At 38.9% G+C, this 25,814-nt stretch carries 24 protein-coding genes and 1 tRNA gene; 2 read left to right on the top strand and 23 right to left on the bottom strand.

Features of this window, described 5'->3' with window-relative positions; genetic code table 11:
* Positions 1 to 228: 228 nt before the first annotated feature.
* From AC0L7Q_RS01605 to AC0L7Q_RS01530, 16 genes are all read right to left on the bottom strand, one after another.
* Complete coding sequence (locus AC0L7Q_RS01605; protein WP_409424582.1) at positions 229 to 1,923, bottom strand: hypothetical protein; 1,695 nt, start codon at positions 1,921 to 1,923, stop codon at positions 229 to 231.
* Between the two features lie 412 nt (positions 1,924 to 2,335).
* The gene (locus tag AC0L7Q_RS01600; RefSeq protein WP_409424581.1) at positions 2,336 to 4,330 is read right to left on the bottom strand and encodes a type II secretion system protein D; all 1,995 of its coding nucleotides are present in this window, start codon (positions 4,328 to 4,330) and stop codon (positions 2,336 to 2,338) included.
* 21 nt (positions 4,331 to 4,351) lie between these two features.
* Positions 4,352 to 4,927, bottom strand: coding sequence for a hypothetical protein (locus AC0L7Q_RS01595; protein WP_409424580.1), 576 nt, complete (start codon positions 4,925 to 4,927; stop codon positions 4,352 to 4,354).
* A complete protein-coding gene (locus AC0L7Q_RS01590) occupies positions 4,920 to 5,486 on the bottom strand; it encodes a hypothetical protein (RefSeq protein WP_409424579.1) in 567 nt (188 codons plus the stop codon). The genes AC0L7Q_RS01595 and AC0L7Q_RS01590 overlap by 8 nt, the downstream gene beginning before the upstream one ends.
* Positions 5,479 to 6,591, bottom strand: coding sequence for a PilN domain-containing protein (locus AC0L7Q_RS01585; RefSeq protein WP_409424578.1), 1,113 nt, complete (start codon positions 6,589 to 6,591; stop codon positions 5,479 to 5,481). The genes AC0L7Q_RS01590 and AC0L7Q_RS01585 overlap by 8 nt, the downstream gene beginning before the upstream one ends.
* A 5-nt stretch (positions 6,592 to 6,596) precedes the next feature.
* On the bottom strand, positions 6,597 to 7,373 hold the full coding sequence (locus tag AC0L7Q_RS01580; protein WP_413401210.1) for a hypothetical protein: 777 nt from the start codon (positions 7,371 to 7,373) through the stop codon (positions 6,597 to 6,599).
* A 97-nt stretch (positions 7,374 to 7,470) separates the two neighbouring features.
* Positions 7,471 to 8,169, bottom strand: a complete 699-nt coding sequence (locus AC0L7Q_RS01575; protein WP_409424576.1) for a prepilin-type N-terminal cleavage/methylation domain-containing protein — start codon at positions 8,167 to 8,169, stop codon at positions 7,471 to 7,473.
* Positions 8,159 to 8,590, bottom strand: coding sequence for a PulJ/GspJ family protein (locus AC0L7Q_RS01570; RefSeq protein WP_409424575.1), 432 nt, complete (start codon positions 8,588 to 8,590; stop codon positions 8,159 to 8,161). The genes AC0L7Q_RS01575 and AC0L7Q_RS01570 overlap by 11 nt, the downstream gene beginning before the upstream one ends.
* Entirely contained in the window at positions 8,580 to 9,017 is a 438-nt protein-coding gene (locus AC0L7Q_RS01565) for a type II secretion system protein (protein ID WP_409424574.1), read from the bottom strand. Before AC0L7Q_RS01565 ends, AC0L7Q_RS01570 begins: the two co-directional genes overlap by 11 nt.
* Entirely contained in the window at positions 9,001 to 10,197 is a 1,197-nt protein-coding gene (locus AC0L7Q_RS01560; RefSeq protein ID WP_409424573.1) for a type II secretion system F family protein, read from the bottom strand. Before AC0L7Q_RS01560 ends, AC0L7Q_RS01565 begins: the two co-directional genes overlap by 17 nt.
* A 1-nt stretch (position 10,198) precedes the next feature.
* Positions 10,199 to 11,596 carry a GspE/PulE family protein gene (locus AC0L7Q_RS01555; RefSeq protein WP_409424572.1) on the bottom strand — a complete coding sequence of 466 codons (1,398 nt, stop codon included), beginning with the start codon at positions 11,594 to 11,596 and terminating at the stop codon, positions 10,199 to 10,201.
* Complete coding sequence (locus tag AC0L7Q_RS01550) at positions 11,512 to 11,850, bottom strand: hypothetical protein (RefSeq protein ID WP_409424571.1); 339 nt, start codon at positions 11,848 to 11,850, stop codon at positions 11,512 to 11,514. The genes AC0L7Q_RS01555 and AC0L7Q_RS01550 overlap by 85 nt, the downstream gene beginning before the upstream one ends.
* A gap of 1 nt (position 11,851) precedes the next feature.
* The gene (gspG, locus tag AC0L7Q_RS01545; RefSeq protein ID WP_409424570.1) at positions 11,852 to 12,244 is read right to left on the bottom strand and encodes a type II secretion system major pseudopilin GspG; all 393 of its coding nucleotides are present in this window, start codon (positions 12,242 to 12,244) and stop codon (positions 11,852 to 11,854) included.
* An 18-nt stretch (positions 12,245 to 12,262) separates the two neighbouring features.
* A complete protein-coding gene (locus AC0L7Q_RS01540; protein WP_409424569.1) occupies positions 12,263 to 14,941 on the bottom strand; it encodes an SLBB domain-containing protein in 2,679 nt (892 codons plus the stop codon).
* A 156-nt stretch (positions 14,942 to 15,097) separates the two neighbouring features.
* Positions 15,098 to 15,877, bottom strand: coding sequence for a DUF481 domain-containing protein (locus AC0L7Q_RS01535; protein WP_413401208.1), 780 nt, complete (start codon positions 15,875 to 15,877; stop codon positions 15,098 to 15,100).
* 93 nt (positions 15,878 to 15,970) lie between these two features.
* On the bottom strand, positions 15,971 to 16,789 hold the full coding sequence (locus AC0L7Q_RS01530) for a mechanosensitive ion channel family protein (RefSeq protein ID WP_413401207.1): 819 nt from the start codon (positions 16,787 to 16,789) through the stop codon (positions 15,971 to 15,973).
* Positions 16,790 to 17,176: 387 nt separating this feature from the next.
* On the opposite strand from AC0L7Q_RS01530, the gene AC0L7Q_RS01525 reads away from it, so the two are divergent.
* Positions 17,177 to 17,252, top strand: a tRNA-His gene (locus AC0L7Q_RS01525).
* 452 nt (positions 17,253 to 17,704) lie between these two features.
* Complete coding sequence (locus AC0L7Q_RS01520; RefSeq protein ID WP_409424566.1) at positions 17,705 to 18,151, top strand: REP-associated tyrosine transposase; 447 nt, start codon at positions 17,705 to 17,707, stop codon at positions 18,149 to 18,151.
* Between the two features lie 139 nt (positions 18,152 to 18,290).
* Here the strand turns inward: AC0L7Q_RS01520 and AC0L7Q_RS01515 are convergent, their stop codons facing one another.
* The 7 genes from AC0L7Q_RS01515 to iscU all read right to left on the bottom strand — a co-directional run bounded on the left by AC0L7Q_RS01515 (position 18,291) and on the right by iscU (position 25,807).
* Entirely contained in the window at positions 18,291 to 19,826 is a 1,536-nt protein-coding gene (locus tag AC0L7Q_RS01515; RefSeq protein ID WP_409424565.1) for a methyl-accepting chemotaxis protein, read from the bottom strand.
* A gap of 474 nt (positions 19,827 to 20,300) precedes the next feature.
* Positions 20,301 to 21,728: an NAD-dependent succinate-semialdehyde dehydrogenase gene (locus tag AC0L7Q_RS01510; protein ID WP_418157326.1), complete on the bottom strand. Its 1,428-nt coding sequence runs from the start codon at positions 21,726 to 21,728 to the stop codon at positions 20,301 to 20,303.
* A 227-nt stretch (positions 21,729 to 21,955) separates the two neighbouring features.
* Positions 21,956 to 22,294, bottom strand: coding sequence for an ISC system 2Fe-2S type ferredoxin (gene fdx / locus AC0L7Q_RS01505; protein WP_008113929.1), 339 nt, complete (start codon positions 22,292 to 22,294; stop codon positions 21,956 to 21,958).
* 11 nt (positions 22,295 to 22,305) lie between these two features.
* Positions 22,306 to 24,168: a Fe-S protein assembly chaperone HscA gene (gene hscA, locus AC0L7Q_RS01500; RefSeq protein ID WP_413401205.1), complete on the bottom strand. Its 1,863-nt coding sequence runs from the start codon at positions 24,166 to 24,168 to the stop codon at positions 22,306 to 22,308.
* A gap of 42 nt (positions 24,169 to 24,210) precedes the next feature.
* Positions 24,211 to 24,738 carry a co-chaperone HscB gene (gene hscB, locus AC0L7Q_RS01495; RefSeq protein ID WP_413401204.1) on the bottom strand — a complete coding sequence of 176 codons (528 nt, stop codon included), beginning with the start codon at positions 24,736 to 24,738 and terminating at the stop codon, positions 24,211 to 24,213.
* Positions 24,739 to 25,090: 352 nt separating this feature from the next.
* Positions 25,091 to 25,414 (bottom strand): iron-sulfur cluster assembly protein IscA, encoded by a 324-nt coding sequence (gene iscA / locus AC0L7Q_RS01490; protein WP_008113924.1) that lies wholly within the window; start codon positions 25,412 to 25,414, stop codon positions 25,091 to 25,093.
* Between the two features lie 9 nt (positions 25,415 to 25,423).
* A complete protein-coding gene (gene iscU / locus AC0L7Q_RS01485) occupies positions 25,424 to 25,807 on the bottom strand; it encodes a Fe-S cluster assembly scaffold IscU (protein WP_054202356.1) in 384 nt (127 codons plus the stop codon).
* Positions 25,808 to 25,814 lie beyond the last annotated feature (7 nt).

The raw sequence follows: 25,814 nt of genomic DNA, 5'->3' as shown, positions 1-25,814 counted from the left end.
TAGGCTAAAAATACCATACCACATATTACCTAAATTGCTTTTATGTAGGATTTTGTATCACTTTGGTTTAGTAAAGCTTATAAAAAGAGCATTATTCTCAATTTCACAGTCGTAATATCTGTTTACAAATGAATACTCATCACTAATTCAAAATTTATTATCGATAGCTAATAAAAAAGCGAGCCATAGGGCTCGCTTTTTAACGGTTATAAATTAATTAATAATTAATTATTGACCTTTGAAAGCACCGATAGTTAAACGGTCTTGGCCTTCAGCATTTACTTTAGCTGCAGCGTAAACAGTTACGTCATCGCCTGGTACGTTAGTTGTGATTTCAAGTGCTACTTTAAACTTGTTTTGACCAAGTTCAGCTTCAAGCGCTGTTTTGATATCAGTAAGTAGGTTACGTACACCTGGTTTTGCATCTTGAACTAATACACCTAGAGACTTCCAAGTGTTAGTTTGCATTAGGCCGTTACCTTCTTCAACCATGTAACGTACAGAGATATCACCTGTTTGAGCGCCAGTGTTTGTGTGACGAATGATAGGCTGTGTTTCAGGACCAAATGGGATGTATGGTACTTCAACAACTGAACCGTTTAATGTCCACTCACCTACAGCTAGGTCAGTAGTTACATTAAGGTCTGCATCTGCAGTTGTTGTATCAGCAGTTTTATCGTTGATAAAATCTAGTGATGCAATAAACTTAGTTGTTTCTAATGAAACTGTTGCAGTTGCTTTACCAGCAGGTTTGAAAGTAACTACGTGGTATTTGTTTAAGTCAGCGTCTGCACCAGCAACAACTGGGATAGTTAACTCGGTCATGTCAGTGTTTAATGCAGATTTACCCGCATCAACAACGTTAGTACCAGCAGTGATTAGTTTACCCGCGTTTGGAGCAACATCAACAGCAGTAAATGTACCGTAGTCAAAACCAGACTCGATTTCTGTAGCAGATAGTTCACCATCTTCATCTGCATCTAAGTCCATCATCCAAGAGAAGTTACCAGTAATCACTAACTCACCAGACTTAGGTGTTAAGTTACCTTGAGTTGTGTTTTCTGTTACTTCAATTACTAGTGAATCTGCGTTAACACCATCAATAGCAGGTAGTGCAGTTGCAGACGAATCGCTAGTGTTTGCTTCGAAGTCGTAACGCTCAGTTGCAACGTCAATAACGCCATCAGCCGCTAGGTAAGTTTTTGCAGAGTACTGCTTAGCAATTTTTGTGATTTCGATTGCAGGAGACTTGTCGTACTGTACGTTTGCAGTGTTTTGCACTACAGCAGAAAGAGACACAGAATCAGCACCTGCTGTTGGAGTAACAACTACGCCAGCAACGTTAACGATTTCACGAGCTGCAGCACCAGCATCAACAGTGAATAAGATAGTATTGTCAACCACACCTAGAAGAGTGTAAGTTCCGGTTGCGCTTGTAAGCGTTGCACCAGCAGAAGCTGTTTCGTTAATTGTACCACCAGTTACAGTGTAGATGATTGTATCTTCAACTTGTAAACCACCAACACCAGCAATATGCTTACCAGTAATGGTTAAGCCTTTAGCTGCAGCGCCTTCTTGAGAGTATTTAGCTTGATCAGCAGATACTAGCTCATCTTTATTGATTGTAACTGTACAAGAGTCATCAGCGTCTAGTGTTACAGCATTTGCTGTAGTGTCGTAAACACCCGCAGTACCGCCGTTAACAGATGCCTTTACAGTATCTGCACCGGCTGTATCTTTAAATGTAGCTAAATCTAAGCTTACACCTAGTGCAGTTGCTGCTGCAGCACAAGTAGCTGGAGCGGCTGCGTCAAAATCAGTTTTAACTGCCGCAGTTTCTTTAACGTCTACTGACAAAATACCAGCATTTACTGACATTGAAGCACCAGCAACTGCTAGCGCAAGTAATGTTTTTTTAAACATGTTTTCTATCTCCGAGTTTCATGAAACTGGAATAATATTGTTATTATTCCATTGTTTTTCATTGTTAGTGTACTTAGGCCGTCACCTAAGCAACAACCAAACAATTGTAGTTTAAGCGCGTGGTTAACAGCATGTCAACCAATACGCTAGCAACTGTTTAATTAACAATTTAGTTTAAAACATAATTAATACTTAATTATGTTTTAAGTTACAATTATTAAACAAGTCAATTTTATAATTAAAAAATGTAACGCACACGATGTTACTGAACTTTTAAGTGTAATTCAATCACTAAAATTCGATATTTAGCGATAAACTAGTGCTTTTACTCAATTTATTTGCTCTATTGTTAACCGCTCTAGCGATCCTTGAAATAAATTTTTAATTTGTTGCCATTCGTTGGCCGTTTCTATCACCCGGGGGTAACTAAAACTACCAGCTCGGTACGGTCGTTATTTTTTGTATCGGCCCTAAATAATGCGCCAATAAGCGGTAAGTCACCAAATAGTGGTACTTTAGAATCACTATTTGAATTATTTTCGCTAATTAACCCGCCTAAAATAACCGTTTGCCCACTTTGTGCAACCACTTCGGTTTTTATGGTGCGCTCAAAAATACTCGGGTTAACCGACGAGCTGGTACTGCCCGTTGCTTGGTTAGATACTTTTTGATTAATTTCCATAAGTACCACCCCTTGTGCATTTACGGTGGGGGTTACCGACAGCTCAACCCCCGTTTTACGGTAATCAATCGAGGTAGTTTGGCGATCGCCATTAATTGGGTCGCTAGTGGTTTCACCAATAATAGGGATATCGGTACCGACATTTATAGAGGCACTTACGCCATCGCGCACAACCAGTGACGGCCTTGACAGTATTTTAGCGAGTGAGTTTGTTTGCAATAAATTAATGGCTATTCGGCCATTATCACCTTGCAATAAATAAGACAGCCCACCAAAACCATCGCCCATAAACGCGCCGGTGGTGCTTAAGCCGTAATTACCTTTATTTAGCGCGAACTCAACGCCTCGCTTAAACTCACCTTGTAAGGTGACTTCAGCTATTACCACCTCAAGCATCACTTGTTTAGGGAGTATATCTAGGCGTTTTATAAGTGGCAGTAATTGCTGGTATTCTTCACCTGAGGTATGAAAAATAAGTGTGTTAGCACGCTCATCTACCACCATTTTTACATCTTTAGAGCTGGCACTTCGCGCTGAATTTTGTGAAAACGCACTGCTATTTTCATTGGCTACCGAGGTCGTATTACTGCGGCGGCTACTGCCATCACCTATTAATGCCTCAAGACTTATGCCTAAGTCGGCGGCACGTGAAAATTGCGGCTGGTATAAAAAGTATTGTTTTTCCGTGGTTTTTATTGGTTTATCTATTTGCTTTGCCCAAAAAACAGCACGCTCAATGAGTGACTCTTGATTAGCAAAAAATATTAACGCGCCTTGCGTTTCTATTTCAACAACCGACAGTACCGCTTTAGCGCCCCCTTTACTTTTAAGATCTATACCTTCTTGATTAAGTAATTCTGCTATTTTAGCAGATAAATCAGCAGTAGATAGGTAGGTGCTTTTATAGGCGCCTATTTGGCGGTTTTGCATACTTGGGCGGTCAAGCATATTTACAAGCTCAAGTGCACGCTCTATATCTTGGCGCTTACCTTGAACAGTAATAATACCGCGCTGTACGTCAGCTTGCGCCTTAATGCCTAAAAGTAAGCGCATAGTGTTAGGCAGCGATGCTTGCAGGCCATAATCAAAGGGCACCATTTGTAGTATATCTAGTGAGGTATTAGGTACATCTTCAAGGCTTTTACCATACCCATAAACAAGCTGGTTACTGCCTTTGCCTTCATCTTTATGAATATAAAAAATGTTGTCGTTTAAACGCATCACATAACCACGGTCACTGAGTAACTTTTCGGTTAGGGTAAATAATTTTTTTTCGGTTACTTGGTTTTGTAAATTTAAAGTAACTGTATTGGTATCGGCTTTTACGTTGTCACCTAAAACATAACTTACTTGTAAAGATTCTCCTAATACATGATGTAGGTAATCTTTTAAAAGTAGGTCATCGGCGGTAATGGTTACCATTTTTTCATTGCTAAAGCGGGCAAGTACATCTTCTGCTGTAGTTGTTTTTACGTTTCCCACTTTAAATGGCGGCATAAAGCGTAATGCTTGTTGTTGTGCCAGAGCCGCTTCTTCATTTGCAGGCGTTACCTGATTTGGGTTGAGCAGCTCAGCGTTAGTTACTTCGGTTGTACTCATAACCTCTTTTAAATATGAAGATTGGGCACTGAGTTTTTGGTTGTCTTTTACTGCATCTAACGTTTGGCAACCACTAATGGCTGCGAGCATTGTACAGGCAAGAAAAACCGTTTTTGAACGTTGCATGATCACTATAAATACCTATTGTTAAATTTTGTCTGCTACGCGGTACATGGTTAAGCTTATACGCTGTTCACCTTGCGGGTTATTACGCACTAACTCTACTTGCGTACTCGATGATATGGTTAGGGTAAAGCTTTCGATTTGCTGATTATTAGCCGCTTTTATTAATTTTGACTCACCAGTTTTTTGATCCGTTACGTTAATAAGCGCATACGCTTTTGCCGCCTGCTTTTTAGAGGCGTTAACTTGTTCAGTAATAACCGCTTTTAGTATTAACTTTTTATTGTTCACAAATACTTGTTGCATCAGGCCTTGCTGGGCTAACTGCTGCTCAGCTGTAAGTTGTGTTTGTGGCTCTGGCTCTGCGTCTTCATCACGCCTAAAGCGTTCAAACTGCTGACTTATAAACTGATGCTCTGCGCTACTTAACTGCATGGCAGGAACTACCACGGAAGCTTGTGCATTGCTACTTTGAGTACTTTGCTTGCTTTGATGAACTAAGCGATTACTCGCATCTGTTAATACCCATAAAAAAGTAACTAACAAAGAAAACACAACAACAGGCTGCCTCAACACATGTTTTACCATAATATTACGCATCACTAAGCTCCTTGTTGAGCATATAAAACGAGATACGAGTAGACACTGTCATTTGTCCAAGTCGTCCCGCTTTTTGACGCCTAACATTTATATTAAGAGTTTCTATTTCCTGCCACTGCTTTTGTTGTTGCTGTGATAGTAAATAAGCAATTACTTGCTCTGATTGACCACTGAATGAATACTGCAATTGAAAGCGTGTTAGTGGCGTATTAGGAATAGCCACTACATTTTGCCAGCCTACAGTTGAAGACTTAAGTTCGAACTCAGCTAGTTTTTGTTCGATTAACTTTTGCTGCGTAAGACGAAATGCTTGATCTGGCTGATATTGATAAAAGTATTGAGTAGCTTTATCAAGCTCAGTTTGAGTTGTTTGTAAATTATTGGTGAGCTCAGTTTCGTCTGAAATTAAGGTATTTATTTTATCAACCTTACGTTGCAATAGCTTGTTTTCTGCGATTACATTATCTTGCCATGTAAGTACCGGCACAATAATAAATTTAAATACACACAGTATTGCAATGATGAGTAACGGGTATTTGTATTTTTTTAATTCACTCATTGCTAGTTCCTTCTTCAGAAGTACGTGAGCTAAATTTAGGATCGAGTACCAGTGTGTTTGTTAAAGTAAAACTAATAATAAAACGCTCTGCTCTTCGTGTTTTTGATACAGAAGAATCAAATTTAGCCTCAGCCACATTAGGCGAATTAGCAAGTAGCTCCATTATGCGTGTAGCCTGTTCTGCTTGGCCACGAATTTGGATGCGCTGGCCGTTTATTTGAATGCTGTCGAGATCAACATATTCGAATAATGGGGCTAATTCTAACCACAAAGCGAGGTAACTTTGTTTTGCACCTAAAAACGTTTGTAATTGCGAGTAAGCCGCTTGTGACTCATCTATTTTTTGTTGCAAACTTAATAGTTGGCTCAGGTCTTCACTTTGTTCACTAAGTGTATCGTTGTAGTGTGTATTTATGGCAAAAAGATAGGCCGAACTAAATAATGTGTATACCAATGTAAGAGCGGTTGCTGGTATCACACTTTTTATTATTAATGGCCACCAGTTTAACTGCTCTATTTTAGGTAAAAAAGCATACCAATGTTTAGCTTGTAAACGACCCAAGGCAGGTAATAACATTGATAGTTTTTGTGAAAAAGTCACTTTTTTTACATCTGTGTACTGCACGCCCGTTGATATTGAAAAGCGCTCAGGCGAATTCATAATAGATGACTTTTGAGCAATGAATGTATGGCTTTGATCGCTACTAAAATAGTATGAGCTATGGGTAGTTTCATCTATTTCAATGATTTCATTGGAAGCAGATTGAGCTTGTATAATGAGAGACTCAGGTAAATACAACCACGCTTTAGGTAAGTCTTGATTAAAATCCCAGTGGGTTACCCTAATACCGTGCTCATCTTGATCTTTTATAATATAAAATTGACGCGTTGTTTGCTGCAATTCGAGCAACTTTTTTAATTCTCGGCGTTCTGTTATTGGGTACTTCTTTTCTGTTTGTGTGACGTAACTTGGAGAAACAATCAGCACTTTGTGTTGTTTATCTGTATCAACCTCTAGTTGCTCTAAATCCTTAAGTGGGTATTCATGGCCATTATAATAACTGACCATACTTGAAAAAAATTTATTTTTTATTAATGACAACATTGTATTTAACTCTTTTCAAGCAAGAAATATATTGGGGATGTTTTACCTACCGCATATCTTGATAACGAAATAACTAAATTTCGCGTTAATACCACGTCTCCCACTTTTGCCGTTAATCTAATTGCAAGCGTGTTCACTGGTAAAAAGTTCATGTTTTCGGTTTCCTTTGCACCCGTTAGTCTTTTAAAGTCTAAGCTAGTTAGGTTATTACCTTGGCGCCTTTCGTCAATGAATAGCTGCGCAGAAAATTCATCACTAAATGTTGCTAACAACTCTTTACTTGCCGTTATAGGATTAAAAGAACCGTTAAAATAAGTAGTCGTATTGTTGTATATTAACTGCTTTTCTTCTTCTGATAAGGCTATTGCATTTTCTATGTCTGTTTGGTCAGGTATAAAACCATTTCTAAAAGGGGCATCACCGAGCTGCTCAGCCCCTAATGGACGAGGGATGTTATCAATATCTTGCCAATCTAACAAGTGATCGGCTATTTGTTCTGCTCTAGAGAATTCGATATTGTTTGCTGTTAAAAATTTTACAAACACGTTCTTATCGAGAAAGTGTAAGCTGAGTAATGCACTTTGATCTTGAATTTGTGCTTTAACAAACTTATTAACTTCAAACGGCATGTTAAAAAAATTCCACTTTTCGGTTAATGAAGTACCACTATCGCTGTTATTGATTACTTTCTTTTGGTTTGTAAATAGCGTAAATATTAATTCATTTTGTGCACTATGCAGCTCTACTTCAGCCCTCGCTCTATCTGTGCTCCATTGGGCCATTTCAACCTGGTTTTTAGCTGATTTTGTAAAATATAACGCAAATATAGTTAAAATAGCTGTTATTAAAAGCACCTGAACAAGTGCTATGCCACGATTGTTAATCATCATTATCCAAATAGGGTGTTAAATAGCGAAGTGACTTTTCATCAAACGATATTGTAAACAGGAGGTCTTTGTCATCTTTTTTTAATAAGATAGCCATTTGATCTGGTAGAAGCTGATTATCTAAACCTGAAAACTCACCTCTCCACGTTGGCTCTATACCAGCTTGCACTCCTTCGCTCCTAGCTACAAAGCCGTCCCAACCTAAATAGTTAAATCTAATATCATCGAAATCTGAAAGCAATGTAATTTGCTGTGTAAATGTAAAGTTTTGCTGTGCTGTTACAATAGCCTCACCTTGTGTACTCATGCCTTGGTACAAGAGGTTATATTTATTTTGATCGTTTTTTTCTACTATCAGTCTAAATACTTCAGGGTAGTGTTGATTAAATAGACCTTGTTTTGTTACTGAAAGTAAACGGTTCTCTTTGCCTACAAATAAAAACCCTGGATTATAATCATTATTATTATCTGTTTTATCCAACACTATATATGGTTGAATAGCAGTTAATGTGGTATTGAGTAAATTAAAGTTTTTTGTTGTTTCGAGGGTGTTTTGAAAATCACCTAGCTCTTTGGTCCAGCGCGTAGCTAACATTTGGTAGGTAAAACTACCTAAAAACAGCAAACCACTAAGAATCGCTGTTACAATCATGAGCTCTATAAGCGTAAAGCCAGCATGCTTAACTTTCATTCCAACTCACCTCATAATAACTATACTCGGTGGTTGTTTCACCATAACTAAACTCTGCGCTAACTTGCCAAAGTGAATATTTATTAGGGACTTGCTGATATTTTCCTAGATCATAGTCATAAAGTGGAGGAGCTGACTTGAACGCCACCTTTTGTGCTTGCCAACTTACACTTACTCCCCAAAAAACATTACTACCTGATAAGTTGTGCTCTGCATTTTTTGATTGGTGTCGTAATGCAGCCTGGATTTGCTTTAAGGCAATTGGCATTATACCCGAAATGGTAACATGTCTGTTTGCTCTTTCACTGGAGATAAAAGCACCACGAAACATATCACTCACTAATGTGATTGTTGCAAATAAAATAACACTCGCAACGAGTACCTCTATTAGAGTGAAGCCTGCCTGCTTGTTATTGCTCATCTGGCACGACGCTTGTGTTAATGAGACTTGCTAAGTCTAAAGTAGTGTTTATATCACGATATGTTAAATTTAATTCTAAAGGCTGCACAAAACCATAATTATTAAAATATAGAACTTGCTCGTTAAAAAACAAAACCTCATTTGTTATGGTTATTGGCTGAATGTCTGACCCGTTATAACTAATTGTAATTTCTTTTCCTTTAAACGTGACCTCTGCAGAGCTTTGAAGAATATAAGCTCGATAACTTATTTTGCGTAATCTATTTTTTAAAGTCAGTATTTCGGATTTAGCTTGTGCTTTATCTAAGCTGTTAATGGCTAAGGGACCAACTAGACCTGTTAGTAATGCAATGATGGTCATTACAACCATTACTTCTATTAATGTAAAACCGCTTTGTAAAGCAGGCTTATTAGACGCCAATATCATTCATCGACACCATACTAAGTAGCATAATTACAACAACACCGCCGACAAACCCTCCCATAAACAGAATCATTAAAGGTTCTAATAACGTTGTCATTTTTTGTGTCCAGCTTTCAAAGTCATCTCGTGAACGATTAGCTATTTCATTAAATACTCGTTCTAAATTTCCAGACTCTTCGCCCACCTCAAGTAAAGATACATAAAATGCTGGATAAATAGATGTTTGCCGTAATGCAGGAGAAAGCGCACTGCCTCGTTTTACCTTTTGTTTTGCTATTTCCATCTCTCGTTTTAAAGAAAGGTTTTTTATATTACCCGCAGATAAGCCTAATGCCTTGTCAATAGGTACTCCGGCTTTAATCATCATAGCTAAACCACTGTTAAAGCGGATACGCTCTATAGTAATAACGGCTTTAGAAACTATAGGTAATTTTAAACATGTTCTTTGCCACCAACTTTGAAACTTAGTCGTTTTAGCACTAAAGTGTATGCCAAAAACTAAGGCTATAAATGCAGCAATTAGCCAGCTTTGGTAGTTTACCATCCACGCACTTGCATCTAACATAAAGGAGGTGTACCAAGGTAGATCTGTCGCTCCAATAAACATACCTGCCATTTTAGGAATGATGACATTAAAAATGAAAAATATACTTAATAAACAAACAAAAAATATAACACTCGGGTAAGTTAATGAGCCTATAATTTTAGCTCTTAAATCTCTTTTAAACTTTAAGTCTTTTGCTAAGTCAGCAAATACGTCGCTCAATTTCCCTGATGCTTCCCCTAGCTCTATAAGATTGCAATATAGTGCATCAAATACCTCTGGATGTTCTCTACAAGCAGAAGATAAATTACTTCCTTTTTTTATTTTTTGATTAAGCTCTGTTAGAAGCTTTGCCAAAGATGGTTTCGCCTTAGTTTTACGAATGATATCTATGCCCTTATCAATTCGTACCCCTGATTCTAATAATAAACTTAACTCAGAAGTTAAAAACTCAAGATCGGCTAGGCTGATTTTTTTAGACTGAAATAAACCGCTTCTATCATCGTTTATTGCTTTAATTTCTGATGGAAAAAGTCCCTGCCTTTCAAGCGCTATAATTGCTTCTTGTTTATTAACAGCCTCAATTTCGCCTTGATTTTTAGCACCAAGGTTATCATAAGCCTTATATTGAAAAAGCATATTAGCCTGCCACTCTAAGTACTTCAGCTATTGTAGTTTGACCAAGAATAGCTTTATATAAACCATCTTCGATTAAGGTTCTTCGTTTTAAAGATTGGTTGTGCGTTTTAGCTTTATTGATAAAGTTTGCATCTTTTGGTAAGGCTTTAATAGTATCATCGCACGCTAAGTACTCAGTAACAGCCATACGACCTTTATATCCTGTGTTTGAGCAGTGTTCACAACCGATACCTTTTCGTATATCAATTGAGGGGATGTTAAAGCGCTCAATAAAGTCATTTAAATCATATTTAGTTATGTATTTTTCAGCTTCAGGATCGGGCTGTGAGCAATGCTCACATATTTTTCGTGCTAAGCGCTGAGCTACAATCGAAACAAGCGCAGCGTTAAGTAAAAACTCTTCCACTCCCAAATCGAGTAGTCGTGTGTATGCACTTGCGGCATCATTTGTATGCACTGTACTAAACACTAAATGACCTGTTAACGCAGATTGGAGTGCTATTTGTGCGGTTTCTTTATCGCGTATTTCACCGAGCATTATGATATCAGGATCTTGACGAACTATAGAACGCAGACCCGCAGAAAAGTCAAAGCCTATATCGCTATTAACTTGCACTTGGTTGATACCTGGTAATTGGTATTCAACAGGATCTTCTAAGGTAATTATTTTTACATCATCGTTATTGAGTGCATTTAAAAACGTATAGAGAGTTGTTGTTTTTCCAGAGCCTGTTGGGCCTGTTAAAAGTACAACACCCGAGGTTGTTTTTATATCCTCTTTTATACACGCTTCTATATCACTTGAAAGCCCTAGTACTGACATATCGTAGCGGACATTATCTTTACGTAAAAAACGCATAACAACAGATTCGCCATCGTTAAGTGGTAAAGATGAAACACGGATATCTATTTCTTGATTAGATATTTTTAGCTCTATTTTACCATCTTGTGGACGCCTTTTTTCGGCAATATCCATCCCTGATAGAATTTTCAAACGAGTTACTATTGGAAGCTGCATTTTTGGTGCTATACGCTCTACCTCATGTAAAACACCATCAATACGATAACGAACACGGTAGCGCCCCTGAAAAGGCTCCAAGTGCATATCGGAAGCGCCTTGGCGAAGTGCTTTTCCTATCAAAGAGTTAAGCAAGTTTACTGTTGGCGCTTCTGACGCTAATTCTCTAAGACGCTCTTCTTCATCACCTGAAACATTCTCCTCTAAACTTTGGTTGCTCGAATCTGCTAGTTTCGAAGCAAGCGCTTGAATCTCTGATTCATTTGCAATGAGAATATCAGCGGATATACCTTGTTTTACAAGCCAGTTGTTAACGCTAATATTAAGTGGGTCAACGGCAGCAAAAACCCATTTAGAAGCGTTTTTTTCAACAACAGCCAATTATTGTTAATCAGAAAATGTATTTCTGCGGCATCAAGCAATGGCAAGTCAACTTCTTGCCATTCAAGAATATTAAATACAGGCAGCATTAGATATTTAGCAATGAGCGGCTGTACTTGATCATCAGGAAGACTACCCATATTAACTAAAATCTGTTCTAGCCTTCCACCGTATTTCTTTTGATAATTTAATGCACGAGTTAAATCGGCATCAGTTATATCAAACTGCTCAACTAATAACTGCTCTAATTTCATTCTAGTGTATTATATCCGCGTTATTATCTTCACCACCTTCTTTACCATCAGCGCCATAAGAAAGTAAATTGTAAGGCTTTTCTTTATTATTTGTTAACTCATATACGTAAGGGTTACCCCATGGATCGAGAGGTACATCTTTTGGTAAATAAGGGCCATCCCACCTAGGTTCATCCCCTCTGCGTAAGTCATCTAATTTAGATGGGTACTTACCTAAATCTAAACGATACGTATCTATGGCCGTCTCAAAAGCAGACATTTGTGTGCCCGCAATACCTCTTTCTGCTGTACCCAGTTTATTAAAAAACTTAGGTGCAACTAGTGATGCCAACAGACCTAAAATTACGATAACTATAAGTAATTCCATCATAGTAAAACCATCGTGTTTTTTCATTTCATACACCTTTATAATTTACAGTGAACTAACCGCGGCAAGAGCTACACCCATTTGATAAAGTATTTGTGTTGCTGTGCTCCACAAGGTTAAGTTATCAACATGCTCTGTATCTAGTGGTACAACGACTGTATCACCAGGCTCTAATATTTCAGAGCGGTCAACACCAAACCAAGAGTTATTGCTTGGTATTTTAACTAAACCACTTGCTTTAATAATATAAACACGATCTTCATCTGCACGCTGCTTAAAGCCGCCACTTCTACCGATATAATCATCAACCGATAAAGCTGAATCAAATAAGTGTGAACTAGAGAAGTTAACCTCACCAACAACATTAATACTGTTTTGTTTGCTTGGAATATAAAGCGTATCGCTATCTTCTAGGGGGATATCTAATTTCCCCTCCACAATAGCTGGTAAATTTATAACTAAACGACCCACAGCTTTCACTTTAGCCAAATCATTAATCAAGCTATTCATGTCTTCATAACTCAGTGATGAGTCGGTGATTGAGCTATTAAAGCTTTTGGAAGTAATATCTCTTCGTAAGTCTTCTGACAGCTTGTTTAGCTGCTGTTGCTGTTGAAAACGTAGATTTTCGCGAGTAAATACAGCTCCTTCAGGGTAAGAATAATCTGTAAACCCTCCTGCCCTTTTTATTACTTCTCGTAAGCTTTCACCTTTACGAATATCGTAATCACCAGGGAATTTAACTTCACCATATAGGCTTACTTTTAGTCCTTTCTGCCAATTAGGTATTGGGTAAACATTGATTGAATCTTTGCTATGAACCAGAAACTTTTCTTTTGTAGGGTTGTCGACTGCTTCTTCTAAATTAATGTTAACGTGTTCTAACATTGCTGCATTTTTTGGTGAAAAACGCGTTATCTCTGCGCTTTCAAGAAATGCTGACTCTTTTAGTCCCCCTGCAGATGCAATAGCCTTATTTATATTGGCATTAACCGGACGAGGATAAATCCCTTCGTGATAAACCTCACCGCGAATTGCGTAAATTTGAACTTTGCTTTTGTAACCTGCCTGCTGATTTAATTTAGCAAGTATAGGCTTAAGGAGTCTTTCTCTGCTGAAATATGAATACTCGTCATCTTCTAATTCAACTTTCTTATTTAAAATTTCCGTAATTGCTGTAACTCTATTTTTATCTTCTTCAGCAAGTTGTTTTTCAACTTGCTCAGCAAGTTCCTTATCTAAGGTGTCACCTAAATCTATAAATTCATAAAATTGTTTTTGCTCAAAATCATCCCATAAAGCCATTTTTTCTCTTAATTTAATTTGCTCTTGGGTTAAAGCTAATGAGTCTAATGCTATTTCTTCATCTTCTTTTGATTGAAAACGACTAAAAACAACCACTTTATCGCGTGCTTTTAGCTCTATATTTTGTTCAGGATCGTGAGCAATAGCTTCAAGTGGTGAAAATTGATGTACCTCTATATCACCTTTGATATTTACTTCCCTAATTATAAGAGCGTACTCATAATCTGCTATCGGAAGTAAATCACTTTTAATAGAGGTAAATAACTTGCTAACTCTATCTCCTTCGCTCCACGAATAATTACCTGGGTATGTTACAGCGCCGAGTAAAGTTACTGCATCGTTTAACTCTTCACTTGATGAAGGTACCTTTATTTTGTCACCGTTTTTAGCAATATATTTAGAATCTGGATTTGTTAAGTCTATTTGCAGAATTGTTTTAAAACTATTACCAGTATAACGCTCTACAACTGTTCTTTGTGGATAAGCTGCTCCATTAAAGCCACCGGCCATCTCTATTAAATCATGAACTGATTCGTTATCTTGTAACTCAAAAACAGCTGGTCTACGAACCTCACCATCAACAGTAACCTGTTTACCTACAGTCGGAATAAAAACTACGTCACCAGGCTTTAAAATTACATCATCTGAACTATCACCACGAATTAGCAGATCATATAAATCGAGAGTTTGAATTGTTTTACCAGCTCGTTTTAGCTGAATATTACGTAGAGAACCAATTTCAGAAATACCGCCACTCACAAATAATGCATGAGAAATAGATGAAAGCGCAGGCACAGTGTAAGCACCTGCAAGGTAAGCTTCACCTAAAACCATTACCCTAATACTTCTAGTTTTTCCCATAGAAACGAATGGCTCAACCCCAATCATTTCTTTTTCAACCTTAACCTTTATAAGCTTAACCACTTCACTGTATTGCATACCTGAAACAGACACTGGCTGCAATTTATCAATTGCTAAACGTCCCTCTCTATCAACTTCAACTTCTTCACTAGATGACTCTTTACCATACAAATTTATGGTGAAGGTATCGCCAGGGCCCACAATATAGCTGTCAGGTACTAAAGCATTTTCAGAGGGAGTAAACGTAGTTGGCTCACCGGAAAAAAGCTCATAACCAAATGGCTTCGGTTCATCTGATTTCGGTTTGAATTTCTCTTCTTCAGTTTGAAACTCCTCATCATCTATTTTATTTTTACTATTTCGAGGAAGTACTGAAGGTGTCAAAAGGTCATCATCAGAATCTTTATCTTTGGAATTTTTTAGAGCACTTAAGTCTATACCATATTTTTTTGCTAAAGCTTGCTGTTGAGATTCTGGCAGTTTTTTAAATTGCTCTAACTGTTGTTCAGTGGGCTGAACACTTTCTTCAGCCCCTAAAGCCGATGTAAAGGCTAACATACTGAAAAACAGTACCGCCGAAAAAAATTAGTTAACTTCACAAAGCTTCCCTTTAGTAAAAAAAGATAAAAATATAAATATTCGCCGCATACTACACCATTTTATAGATAAAAAAATGGGTAAGCACGCTTACCCATTATTATGCTTTTTGCATGCTTAAAAACTGTAAACAAGTGTTAATGAAGTCTCTGTATCTGTTGCTTCTTTATCATCAGCCACATCAGAGTTATTGGTTATATTGTAAGCCACTTTCATTTGCAGTGAGCCGTTAATTTTAGTCAGCAGTGCGGTTTCAGAGCGGGTTTTGGTATTAGTATCACCGTATTCTACCGATACTAACTGAGTAAAACGCGCGTTATCTGAAATTTTCCAGCTAAAGTCTACTTTACCTAAGGCAATCACTTCACCTTCGTATTCACCCGCTAATGAGTTGCCGTTTTCATCAACCTCTTCGCTAATATCTGGGTATTTAAAATACTTATAACCCGGACCAATTTCAGCGTTTAGCTTCATGTTTGTCTCGTTTAATAAACGTAAACCATAACCCGCTGAAATAACTGATTCACTTCGATATGCGCCAAAGTAATCAGATACGTGCGACCCATAAATAAATAAATGAGCGTGCTTTTCGTTTAGTTTGTAATTACCCTGCGCTGAAATAGAGTACTTTTCGTTAGTACGCTGTTTTTCTTTTATGCCAGCGTCGTTTTCTACTTCATCTTCTTTATAGATGCCGTCTAGCTTATACTCGTTATTCCAACTTTCTAAGTTATGCAATACTTTAATACCACCTTTTAAAGTGGTTGTTTCTGTATTACCACTGGTAATAATAGCACCCACTTCGCTGGTAACTTCCCAGGTTTTTTGTTCTTCTGATGCAAATGCACTCGTTGTAGCTGTGGCTGCTACTAAAATTGATAAAAGCTTAAGTTTCATTAAAAAATAACCCTGTAAAAATATTCATGCTCTTTAAAGCAGCGCGCACGTTAGCAAACCTAACGTGAGCATTACCTTAATAACTTTTTAAAATTAGTCTTGCTTGTGCAAATGCACATCCATTTGTGGAAATGGAATGGTAATATCAGCGTCGTCTAACGCTATTTTAATATTTTCCATTAACGACCAGTATGTTGGCCAGTAGTCTTCTGAGTTAACCCACGGGCGTACGATAAAGTTAACGCTTGAATCGGCAAGCTCAGAAACCGATACGTTGTATGCAGGATCTTTTAAAATGCGTGATTCGTTATCTAGTACTGATTTAAGTACTTCTTTTGCTTTTCGTAAATCGGCGTCGTAGCCAACACCAATCACAAGGTCAACGCGGCGTGTTGATTCGCGCGAGTAGTTAATAATTGCATCTGACATTATTTTTGAATTGGGCATTACAATAACTTTGTTGTCAGGAGTGCGCATTTCAGTTGAAAATATTTCGATTTTTTTAATCGTACCAGCTTTACCACCGGCTTCAACGTAGTCACCTGATTTAAATGGGCGTAGTAAAATAATTAACACGCCTGACGCAAAGTTAGATAATGACCCTTGCAGTGCTAAGCCAACTGCTAAACCTGCAGCACCTAAAATCGCAATAAACGAAGTGGTTTCAATGCCAATTTGTGACAGCGCCATTAAAATAGTGGCTGCAAATACAATGGCATACACAATACTAGAGACAAACGATGAAACCGCTTTATCTACTTTTTTCTTGTCGAATGCTTTAGCGGTTAAATTTGCACAAAATTTGGCAATTCGACCACCCAGTAAAAATATAACAAGCGCTATAACTGCTTGAATACCATATTGTAAGATTAAGCCTGAATTTTCATTCAGCCAATTGAGTATTGAATCCATATTAACTCCTGATAGCGTTATTAAGCAGTTTGGCGATATTGTTTGTTGTATTGTAAATCTTTAATGGGTGTTTGCAACAGCGTTTTACTAAGGGGTTAGGGATTCAAGCCACGAGTGTGGAGGTTCGAGGTTCGAGGTTCGAGGTTCGAGGTTCGAGGTTCGAGGAATTTAAAAAACTTACGGTTAATATAGTAAGTTTTTTTATACCCGTAGGCGTGAGTTTACCTCGCGCAGGGTTTAGGGTTTAGATGTTAGGTCGGTTACCCGTTACCAATAAGCTTAAATATAGAATACTTATAATAAGTTTAAATTTTTTTGATTTTTTGCTTCACAAGCATAGGGATATTATGTATTATGCGCGCCACACCAAACAAGGTGTATGTAGTGGCGGTTGTAGCTCAGTTGGTAGAGCCCCGGATTGTGATTCCGGTTGTCGCGGGTTCGAGCCCCGTCAATCGCCCCACTATTTTCTAAACTCCCTCAGTAATGTCCAAAGTTAGCTTCTTAACTATACCTAGCCTTCATAAAACCAAATTTAAAATAAAAACAATACACTCTTATCAGTAGCCGCTGGTTCATTCCATGTTACACAGCCTATTTCCCGTATTTACGCTTCAGCCATTATCTCAAAACATATAAGTGCGCGCATAAAACCTCACCTACGTTTAAACCAAACACCGTGCTTGTTTTGGTCTCTAACTATAGCCTAATACCTAAAACCTGCTCTTTAACCTTAAAAGACGCGATATGAAATCGCTGCTACATAAATTAAAAAACTACTCTCGTAGCAGCGGGTTTACCCCGCGTCACGGTGCATTGATAGACACGATAAGAATATTACCTTGGTCATGATGCATTAAAAAACGCGATATAAAATCGCTGCTACACTTTATTCTTTATGTGCAAGGACTCGCTATGAAGAAGGCTTATCGACTCAGGAAAGGAAGGGTTTCATTAACTAATCATTACTATATTGTCACTATGGTATCGCATAATCGCAATAAGCTTTTTACTAAACTTAATATGAATCGTTGTTTAATAAAACATATGCGAGAAATAGAACGAGAACAACGAATAAAATCGATCGCATTTGTTATTATGCCAGATCACTTACATTGGCAATTTCAAATACTTTCTAACAACACACTTTCAAATATAGTTCGTCTTTTTAAAGGTAGAACTGCCGCTAGTTTTTATAAATTTGAAATTTATAAATTGTGGCAAAAGAGATATTACGATCATTTAATTCGTAATGAAGAGGATCTCATAGCTAGCGCTCGTTATATTATTGCCAATCCTTTAAGAGCAAAGTTAGCAGGCAAGGTTGCGGATTACTCTTATTGGGATTGCGTTTATGTTTAATATTTAGCCCATAACAATGGGCTTACTCCACGTTATACTGCCTATTTCCCGTATTTGACGCTCTAAGCGCGCTGAGAATATATTATATTCTCAGCACCTCATATACTTGGGTATTTGCTGTCCTTGCCAACTTATTAACCTACTTGAAAGAAAGACCTAGTGATGCTAATGCTTTAGAGTGCTTTTCAATCGCATTAGACTCAGCACCTACATTATGCGCTTGGGCTAAGTTTTCTGACGAAGCGGTACTAATATTTGAAATATTACGGCTGATTTCTTGTGATACCATGCTTTGCTCTTCTGCTGCCGTTGATATTTGCGTTGCTAAATCAGAAATATCAGTAATTGCAGCATATACTTTTGAGACGATATCTTGGCTATTTCGCGTTTCTTTAACGCAGGTCTCTGCCGCATTCTTGCCAGCTTCCATTGTTTTTGACCAATTGAGTAACGTAGATTGCATTTCAGATATAGAGACTTGAATTTGCTCTGTAGCAGTATGCGTTCTACTTGAGAGTGCTCGCACTTCATCAGCAACAACCGAGAACCCTCTGCCATGCTCGCCAGCACGCGCAGCTTCTATAGCCGCATTAAGTGCAAGTAAATTTGTTTGATCGGCAATCCCTTGTATCTCTTGCATTATACCACCAATTTTTTCAGCCTCTGTTGCTAGCCCGCTCGCTGAACTTGCCGAGTTATCAACTTCAGTTGCAAGTAACGATACTTCACGCATAGTGCCTGACATTGCTTGCGTTGCGCTTTCGCAGTCTTGGTGAGCTTGCTGAACACGCTGGTTGGTTACTAAGGTATTTTTAGCAACCTCATCAATTGAATGTACCATTTCTTCAACCGCTGACGACACTTGATGTAATTCTGATGCTTCTTTTTCAACACCGGCCTGTGCAACTTCAGCACAAGTTTTAAGAGAATCAGCACCTTTACTAAGGCTTAAAGTACCATCAATTATACGGCCAACAATCGTCGTAACTTTACCCTCAAGTAATTTAATCTGAAAATCACTGTAGCTGAGGCTATCGCTACCAGAATAAATATGCCGAGATACGCTATCTGGACCTGCTTTGGTTTTTTTGATTGCGCTTTGCGAGCGAATTAATTCTTCGTAAAAAATAACAAAAGGCAGAGGAACAAACAGCAAACATAACCAGAACATATAGCTTGTTAACCAAGCAATTAAAGCTGCCCCTCCAATAAATAGAGGAAGCTTAAATGCAGCTAATTTTTCACTTAAAGGCGTAATTGATTGACCATTATTTAAACGTTGGTATAGCTTTTCTGCGCGGTTTTTATATTCTGGAAGAAGTTGTTGACGAACTGATTGATAACCTACTTTTTTACCGTTTTCATAAATAGGAGTTACAAAGGCATCTACCCAATAATAACGCCCATCTTTACATCTATTTTTTACCGCTCCTCGCCAAGCAGTATCGCTTTTTAAATTAGCCCACATATCCCCAAATGCCGCAGGCGGCATATCAGGATGGCGAACCATGTTATGGTTTTTCCCTGTCAATTCATTAATGCTGTACCCTGAAACTTTACAAAAGTTATCATTTGCATAGGTGATAACGCCTCGTAAATCTGTTGTAGAAACTAACTCTTCGTCAATGCCGAACGAAACTTCCTGGTCTACCGTTGCTTGATTTCTTCTACTCATAGTGGGTGCTGTATTATTTTTTAATGGGTGAATTTGCGGGATGTTAATTTAATAATGTGTAGAACACAATTGTACATTATTACTATATTTCAATAGTTTTGAAACTACTGAAACTTCATTCTACTTACTCACACATAAAAATAAACAATTAAAAAAAACATGGGGTTACAAAAAAGCCGCATAGTGGAAGAAGAATTGATACTGCATATAATTGCGCTTTTAAAAAGGATATAATCACAATAGCATCTAACTAAGAATAATTTAGACCCTAAGAATAGAGAAATGCAAAAAACCTCTCCTTAAACAGGGCAAAAAAATGCCACCAAAATGGTGGCATTTACACACGGGGTTATTTCTACTTATAGAAATTCTTTACGTTTTGTTTACTTGAATCTTTTTGAAAAGGTAGCATTTACATCCAAATCAAGCAACTTAAAACACTTAACTGTTAACTTATCGGAACAGTTTCGGTAGTTAAATCTTGGTACATACGTACTTTTCTTCTAGGTATTCATCTAAACCTTGGTGACCACCCTCTCTTCCGAGGCCTGATTGTTTTACCCCACCGAACGGTGCTACAGGATTTGATATAACCCCCTCATTTACACCTACCATGCCAAACTCTAGCCCTTCGCTTATACGATAGATTTGTTTAATGTTTTGGCTATAAAAGTATGCAGCCAATCCATAAGGGACATCATTAGCTAGCGCAAGGACTTCGCTTTCTTCATCAAATGGGATCACCGTTAACACAGGGCCAAATACTTCTTCGTGATAAATATCCATTTGTGTAGTGACATTAGTAACTATTAATGGGTTTTGAAAGCTGCCACCTAAATTGCTGTTATCTCCAATTAGCGTAGCGCCCTTATCAAGAGCGTCTTTAATCAGTTGTTGCACTTTTTCTTTTGCTTTGGGATAAATAAGCGGGCCTATATCGGCATTTTCATCAAAACCGTTTGCAACGTTAAGCGCAGCGACTTTGGGTGTAATTTTTTCAAATACTTCATTTAATATACTGCGCTGGATGAAGATACGGTTTGCTGCCACACACGCTTGACCACTATTTCTAAATTTAGCCGCCATTAAGCCATCAATGGCGTCATCAATATCGGCATTATCAAAAATAATGAACGGCGCATTGCCACCTAATTCCATTGATGTTTTCTTAATTGTCTGAGCACATTGCGATAGTAACTGCTTACCCACACCTGTAGAGCCAGTAAAGGTGAACTTACGTACCACCTCTGAGTCAGTCAACATTTTACCAACGTCTTTAGCGTTTTGTGATACCAACACATTAAATGCACCTTTTACAAAGCCAGCCTGATCAGCTAAATACGCTAAAGCAATAGCACATAGTGGTGTGTGCTCAGAAGGTTTTAAAATGAAACTACAGCCAGCAGCATAAGCAGGGGCAACTTTTCGAGTTACCATAGCCACAGGAAAGTTCCATGGTGTTATACCGGCAACCACGCCAATAGGTTGTTTATAACTGCTTAGGCGATGCTGACTGTCGGTTGCAGGGATCACATCCCCATAGCTACGCTTAGCTTGCTCAGCAAACCACTTAATAAAGCCGGCACCATAATCTATTTCACCGAGAGATTCTTTAAGCGGTTTCCCCTGCTCTTTGGTCATAAGTGTAGCTAGCGTTTGCTTATGTTTAATCACCAACTCATACCAGCGCATCAGAGTTTCACTTCGCTCGGTTGCATTCGTGGCTTTTAATTTTACAAACGCGCCTTTTGCCGCATTAATAGCCGTATTTACGCCTTGCTCGTCAATATCGCTTACATCTATTATGCTTTTTCCGGTCGCAGGATCATCGACGCTAAATCGCGTAGCGGTTTTATAAAATTCACCGTTTATAAACGAGTCTGAAAAAATAAGATCACTCAAAATATACCTCCGGAATGGGTTTCGGGCTTCGGGCTTCGAGACGCGGGATAAACCCGCTGCTACATGTGCGCGGCATAAAGCCCCGCCTACAGGCTATTTTAATTTACCCGCAGCCCGTTGCTCGTAACCTTTAAAAAGACGCGAGGTAAACCCGCTGCTACTTATACAAACAAAAAAAGCCGCTGTATTAAACAGCGGCTTTTAATATAATAGTCGTTAATTAAAAACTAGTGTTCTTCATTAACGATATTGAGATTGTACTTTGGTATTTCAACCACTAAGTCTTCATCTCTAATGATTGCTTGGCAACCTAAACGTGACTCAGGCTCTAAACCCCAGGCTTTATCTAGCATGTCATCTTCTAGGTCGTCACTTTCATCTAATGAGTCAAAACCTTCACGGATCACTAAGTGACAGGTTGTGCATGCACATGACTTTTCACAGGCATGAGGAATGCTAATGCCATTTTTAAGCGCGATATCAAGTACCGTTTCGCCAGCGGGCGCTTCTATTGCAGCACCGTCAGGACACAACTCCGGATGGGGAAGAAAAACAATTTGTGGCATTCTAATCTCTCTTATATATTGTCTACTGACTGGCCTGTTAAGGCTTTTTTAATTGATGCATCCATTCTACGCGCGGCAAAATCACTACTCGCATTGTCCATTTTTTCAATGGCTGCTTTAATTTCGCTTGGCTCTTGTGCACTCTCGCGTACTTTTGCAAGTTCGTTTATTTCCACTTTTAGCGCCGCTAGTTGCTCAGGCTCAAGTAAATCGCCATCAGCAGCTATAGAGGCTTCCATTGCTTCTATTACACGAAGCGCTTCAACTTGTTGCTCTTTAAGCATACGCGCTTGCATGTCGCCTTTAGCGTTACTCATCGACTCTTTAAGCATATTAGCAACCTGCTCATCAGATAAACCAAACGACGGTTTCACTTGTATTTCTGCTTGAACGCCAGTTGATTTTTCCATGGCTGATACGCTTAGTAAACCATCAGCGTCTACTTTAAAGGTAACGCGAATATGCGCCGCTCCCGCCGCCATAGGTGGAATGCCTTTTAAGCTGAACTTTGCCAGCGATCGACAATCGTCAACCAGTTCACGCTCACCTTGTAATACATGCAACGACATAGCCGTTTGACCATCTTTAAACGTAGTAAATTCTTGCGCACGTGCAACTGGGATAGTGGTATTGCGTGGAATGATTTTTTCAACCAAGCCACCCATGGTCTCAAGTCCTAGCGACAACGGTAACACATCCAGCAATAACATGTCTGAATCTGGCTTGTTACCAATTAATACGTCTGCTTGTAATGCTGCCCCCAGAGCAACAACACGATCAGGGTCAATTGAAGTGAGTGGTTGTTTATCAAAAAACTCGCCAACTTGAGTACGTACCAACGGCATGCGGGTTGAACCGCCAACCATCACGACTTGTAATACTTCTTGGTTTTCAATACCGGCATCTTTTACTGCACGACGACATGAGCGGAGCGTTTTTTTAACCAGTGGCATAGCCAGCTCGTTAAACTTCTCTCGTGTTACTTCAACCATGTATTTTTCATCGTCAAACTCAAGGCCAACATTTACTTTTTCGTATTGGCTGAGTGCTTCTTTACATGCTTTGGCTTTATTTATAAATAAACGTAATACCGAAGGAGATAACCCCGTCACGCCGGTTTCTTGTTTTAAGTAGTCAACTAATAATGAGTCAAAGTCATCACCACCTAGACTAGAATCGCCACCAGTGGCCAATACTTCAAACACGCCTTTATTTAAGCGCAGTATAGAAATATCAAATGTTCCGCCACCTAAGTCATAAACGGCAATGATGCCTTCTTGACCTGAGTCTAAACCATAAGCAACGGCAGCAGCAGTTGGCTCGTTTAATAAACGCAGTACATTAATGCCGGCAAGTTCAGCAGCATCTTTAGTGCTTTGGCGTTGTGCATCATCAAAATAGGCTGGTACGGTAATAACTGCGCCTAAAATATCTTGATTACCAAAGCTTTGTTCTGCACGTGCTTTTAGGGCACCTAAAATATGGCTTGATGTTTTTACTGGGCTGATTTTTCCGGCTTCAGTTGCTATCGCAAGTGCACCGTTATCATCGCAAAATTGATAAGGCAGTTGGCCATAGCTTTGCTCTATTTCGGCTTGGGTTTTACCTAAAAAGCGCTTAACTGAAATGAGTGTATTAACCGGATCGAGAGTAGCTGCTTGCATTGCGTCTGCACCTACGGTTATGCCACCAGCTTGGTAACGCACTACAGACGGTAACATTGCTTCGCCTGACTCATCAGTAATAGTACGAGCTTCGCCGCTTTGTACGGTTGCAACTAATGAATTCGTGGTACCTAAATCAATACCAATTGCTAATTTATGTTCATGTGGTGCCGCGCTCTGCCCCGGCTCAGCAATTTGCAATAATGCCATAATGCTCTTTAAACTCGTGTTGCTCGCTTTGCAGCAAGTGAATTAATCGTCAAATAAACTGTCTTCAATGCGTTCAAGTTCGTCGCGTAACTTATAAACAAACTTTAGCTTACGAATACTGTCTGCTGCTTGTTGATATTGCTGCTCATCGTTACTTGCTAACTGCTCTGCCAATTGCGCACTGTATTGCTGATCAAGCTGCTTTATTTGTTTTTCAAAATGATCAATAGCAGAATCAGGATCGCTTGCGGTCGCTAACTCTTCAAGCTCTTCGCGAAGCTCCATTTGCTGCATTAAAAACATGGGATCTTGCAATGTTTGCTGTTCAGCACGAATATCTATGCCCAGCTCGCTCAGCATATATTCTGCACGTTTAACGGGGTGCTTGAGTGTTTGCAATGCATCATTAATTTCGGCAGTACTTTGTACGGCCATTAATTTATCACGACTGCTAGCATTAGCATGGCGATCAGGGTGAACAGCACGTTGAAGTTCTAAGTAGTGCTTGTTAATCGTTGCTAAATCAATATTGTAGTCAACGGGAATTGCAAATAACTCAAAATAACGCATAACTTCTCACAAATGACAAAGCCCTACATTAATTGGCAGGGCTTAGTTATACCCAAGTAGCTCAGGGTCTGTTCACCTTTCAAGGTTTTATTTGCAGCAGTCTGTTTGGTGTTTAGGCAAGGCAGAGCCTATGTGGTGTGGTTATTCCCCATAAATAGGCGATAACGCAGCATCAATGCCAAACAGGCGCTGCCCGAAGGGTTCTGCCTAGGGGCGATTTACTCTTTGTTGCTCGGTTTTTACTTAGCCCACTAGGTTACAAACCTCGCGCCGCGATTAAATCGTCCCTAGTTTAAACAAATTTTAATCCGCAAAGGTTAACAGACCCTAAGTATTCAAAACAAGTTTGAGCTTAAACGGTAAAGCTTTCGCCACAACCACACTCATCAGCTTGGTTAGGGTTATTAAATTTAAACCCTTCATTTAAGCCTTCTTTAGTGTAGTCGAGCTCAGTGCCGTCGATATAAACTAGGCTTTTAGCGTCAACAATTAAGGTAACGCCTTTGGCCGCAAATGTTTCATCGTCATCGTTTAGCTCATCAACAAACTCTAATACATAAGCAAGACCTGAACAGCCCGTCGTTTTAATGCCAACTCGCAGGCCTATGCCTTTACCACGGTTTGCTAAAAATGATTGTACGCGGTTTGCTGCCGCATCTGTCAATGTCACTGCCATGAATATCTCTTAGTTTGTATGTTTGCTTTTGTAATCTGCAATTGCTGCTTGAATTGCATCTTCGGCTAAAATTGAACAGTGAATTTTCACTGGTGGTAATTCTAGCTCTGCGCTGATATCAGTATTTTTGATAGTAGACGCTTCGTCTAGTGTTTTGCCTTTAACCCACTCTGTTACCAGTGAAGATGAAGCAATTGCACTACCACAGCCGTACGTTTTGAATTTTGCATCTTCAATCACGCCTTCTGCAGACACTTTAATTTGCAGTTTCATTACGTCACCACATGCTGGTGCGCCTACCATACCCGTTGCCACTGACGGATCGTTTTTATCTAGAGCACCTACGTTACGTGGGTTTTCTACGTGGTCGATTACTTTATCACTGTAAGCCATAATTCTA

The sequence above is a fragment of the Pseudoalteromonas sp. KJ63-1 genome (assembly GCF_055808145.1).
Note: the sequence above shows the minus strand (reverse complement) of the source record. Positions and strands in the feature narration are given on the sequence as shown.

Bases quoted from the DNA above. Each gene is read 5' to 3' on its own strand.
- AC0L7Q_RS01590 (WP_409424579.1), bottom strand. From the start codon at position 5,486: ATGAGTGAATTAAAAAAATACAAATACCCGTTACTCATCATTGCAATA.
- AC0L7Q_RS01560 (WP_409424573.1), bottom strand. From the start codon at position 10,197: ATGCTTTTTCAATATAAGGCTTATGATAACCTTGGTGCTAAAAATCAA.
- AC0L7Q_RS01530 (WP_413401207.1), bottom strand. From the start codon at position 16,789: ATGGATTCAATACTCAATTGGCTGAATGAAAATTCAGGCTTAATCTTA.
- AC0L7Q_RS01535 (WP_413401208.1), bottom strand. From the start codon at position 15,877: ATGAAACTTAAGCTTTTATCAATTTTAGTAGCAGCCACAGCTACAACG.
- AC0L7Q_RS01520 (WP_409424566.1), top strand. From the start codon at position 17,705: ATGAAGAAGGCTTATCGACTCAGGAAAGGAAGGGTTTCATTAACTAAT.
- AC0L7Q_RS01595 (WP_409424580.1), bottom strand. From the start codon at position 4,927: ATGCGTAATATTATGGTAAAACATGTGTTGAGGCAGCCTGTTGTTGTG.
- AC0L7Q_RS01580 (WP_413401210.1), bottom strand. From the start codon at position 7,373: ATGGCCCAATGGAGCACAGATAGAGCGAGGGCTGAAGTAGAGCTGCAT.
- AC0L7Q_RS01605 (WP_409424582.1), bottom strand. From the start codon at position 1,923: ATGTTTAAAAAAACATTACTTGCGCTAGCAGTTGCTGGTGCTTCAATG.
- iscA (WP_008113924.1), bottom strand. From the start codon at position 25,414: ATGGCAGTGACATTGACAGATGCGGCAGCAAACCGCGTACAATCATTT.
- hscB (WP_413401204.1), bottom strand. From the start codon at position 24,738: ATGCGTTATTTTGAGTTATTTGCAATTCCCGTTGACTACAATATTGAT.
- AC0L7Q_RS01570 (WP_409424575.1), bottom strand. From the start codon at position 8,590: ATGAGCAATAACAAGCAGGCAGGCTTCACTCTAATAGAGGTACTCGTT.
- AC0L7Q_RS01585 (WP_409424578.1), bottom strand. From the start codon at position 6,591: ATGTTGTCATTAATAAAAAATAAATTTTTTTCAAGTATGGTCAGTTAT.
- AC0L7Q_RS01540 (WP_409424569.1), bottom strand. From the start codon at position 14,941: ATGTTAGCCTTTACATCGGCTTTAGGGGCTGAAGAAAGTGTTCAGCCC.
- fdx (WP_008113929.1), bottom strand. From the start codon at position 22,294: ATGCCACAAATTGTTTTTCTTCCCCATCCGGAGTTGTGTCCTGACGGT.
- AC0L7Q_RS01575 (WP_409424576.1), bottom strand. From the start codon at position 8,169: ATGAAAGTTAAGCATGCTGGCTTTACGCTTATAGAGCTCATGATTGTA.
- AC0L7Q_RS01515 (WP_409424565.1), bottom strand. From the start codon at position 19,826: ATGAGTAGAAGAAATCAAGCAACGGTAGACCAGGAAGTTTCGTTCGGC.
- AC0L7Q_RS01550 (WP_409424571.1), bottom strand. From the start codon at position 11,850: ATGAAATTAGAGCAGTTATTAGTTGAGCAGTTTGATATAACTGATGCC.
- AC0L7Q_RS01600 (WP_409424581.1), bottom strand. From the start codon at position 4,330: ATGCAACGTTCAAAAACGGTTTTTCTTGCCTGTACAATGCTCGCAGCC.
- hscA (WP_413401205.1), bottom strand. From the start codon at position 24,168: ATGGCATTATTGCAAATTGCTGAGCCGGGGCAGAGCGCGGCACCACAT.
- gspG (WP_409424570.1), bottom strand. From the start codon at position 12,244: ATGAAAAAACACGATGGTTTTACTATGATGGAATTACTTATAGTTATC.
- iscU (WP_054202356.1), bottom strand. From the start codon at position 25,807: ATGGCTTACAGTGATAAAGTAATCGACCACGTAGAAAACCCACGTAAC.
- AC0L7Q_RS01565 (WP_409424574.1), bottom strand. From the start codon at position 9,017: ATGATATTGGCGTCTAATAAGCCTGCTTTACAAAGCGGTTTTACATTA.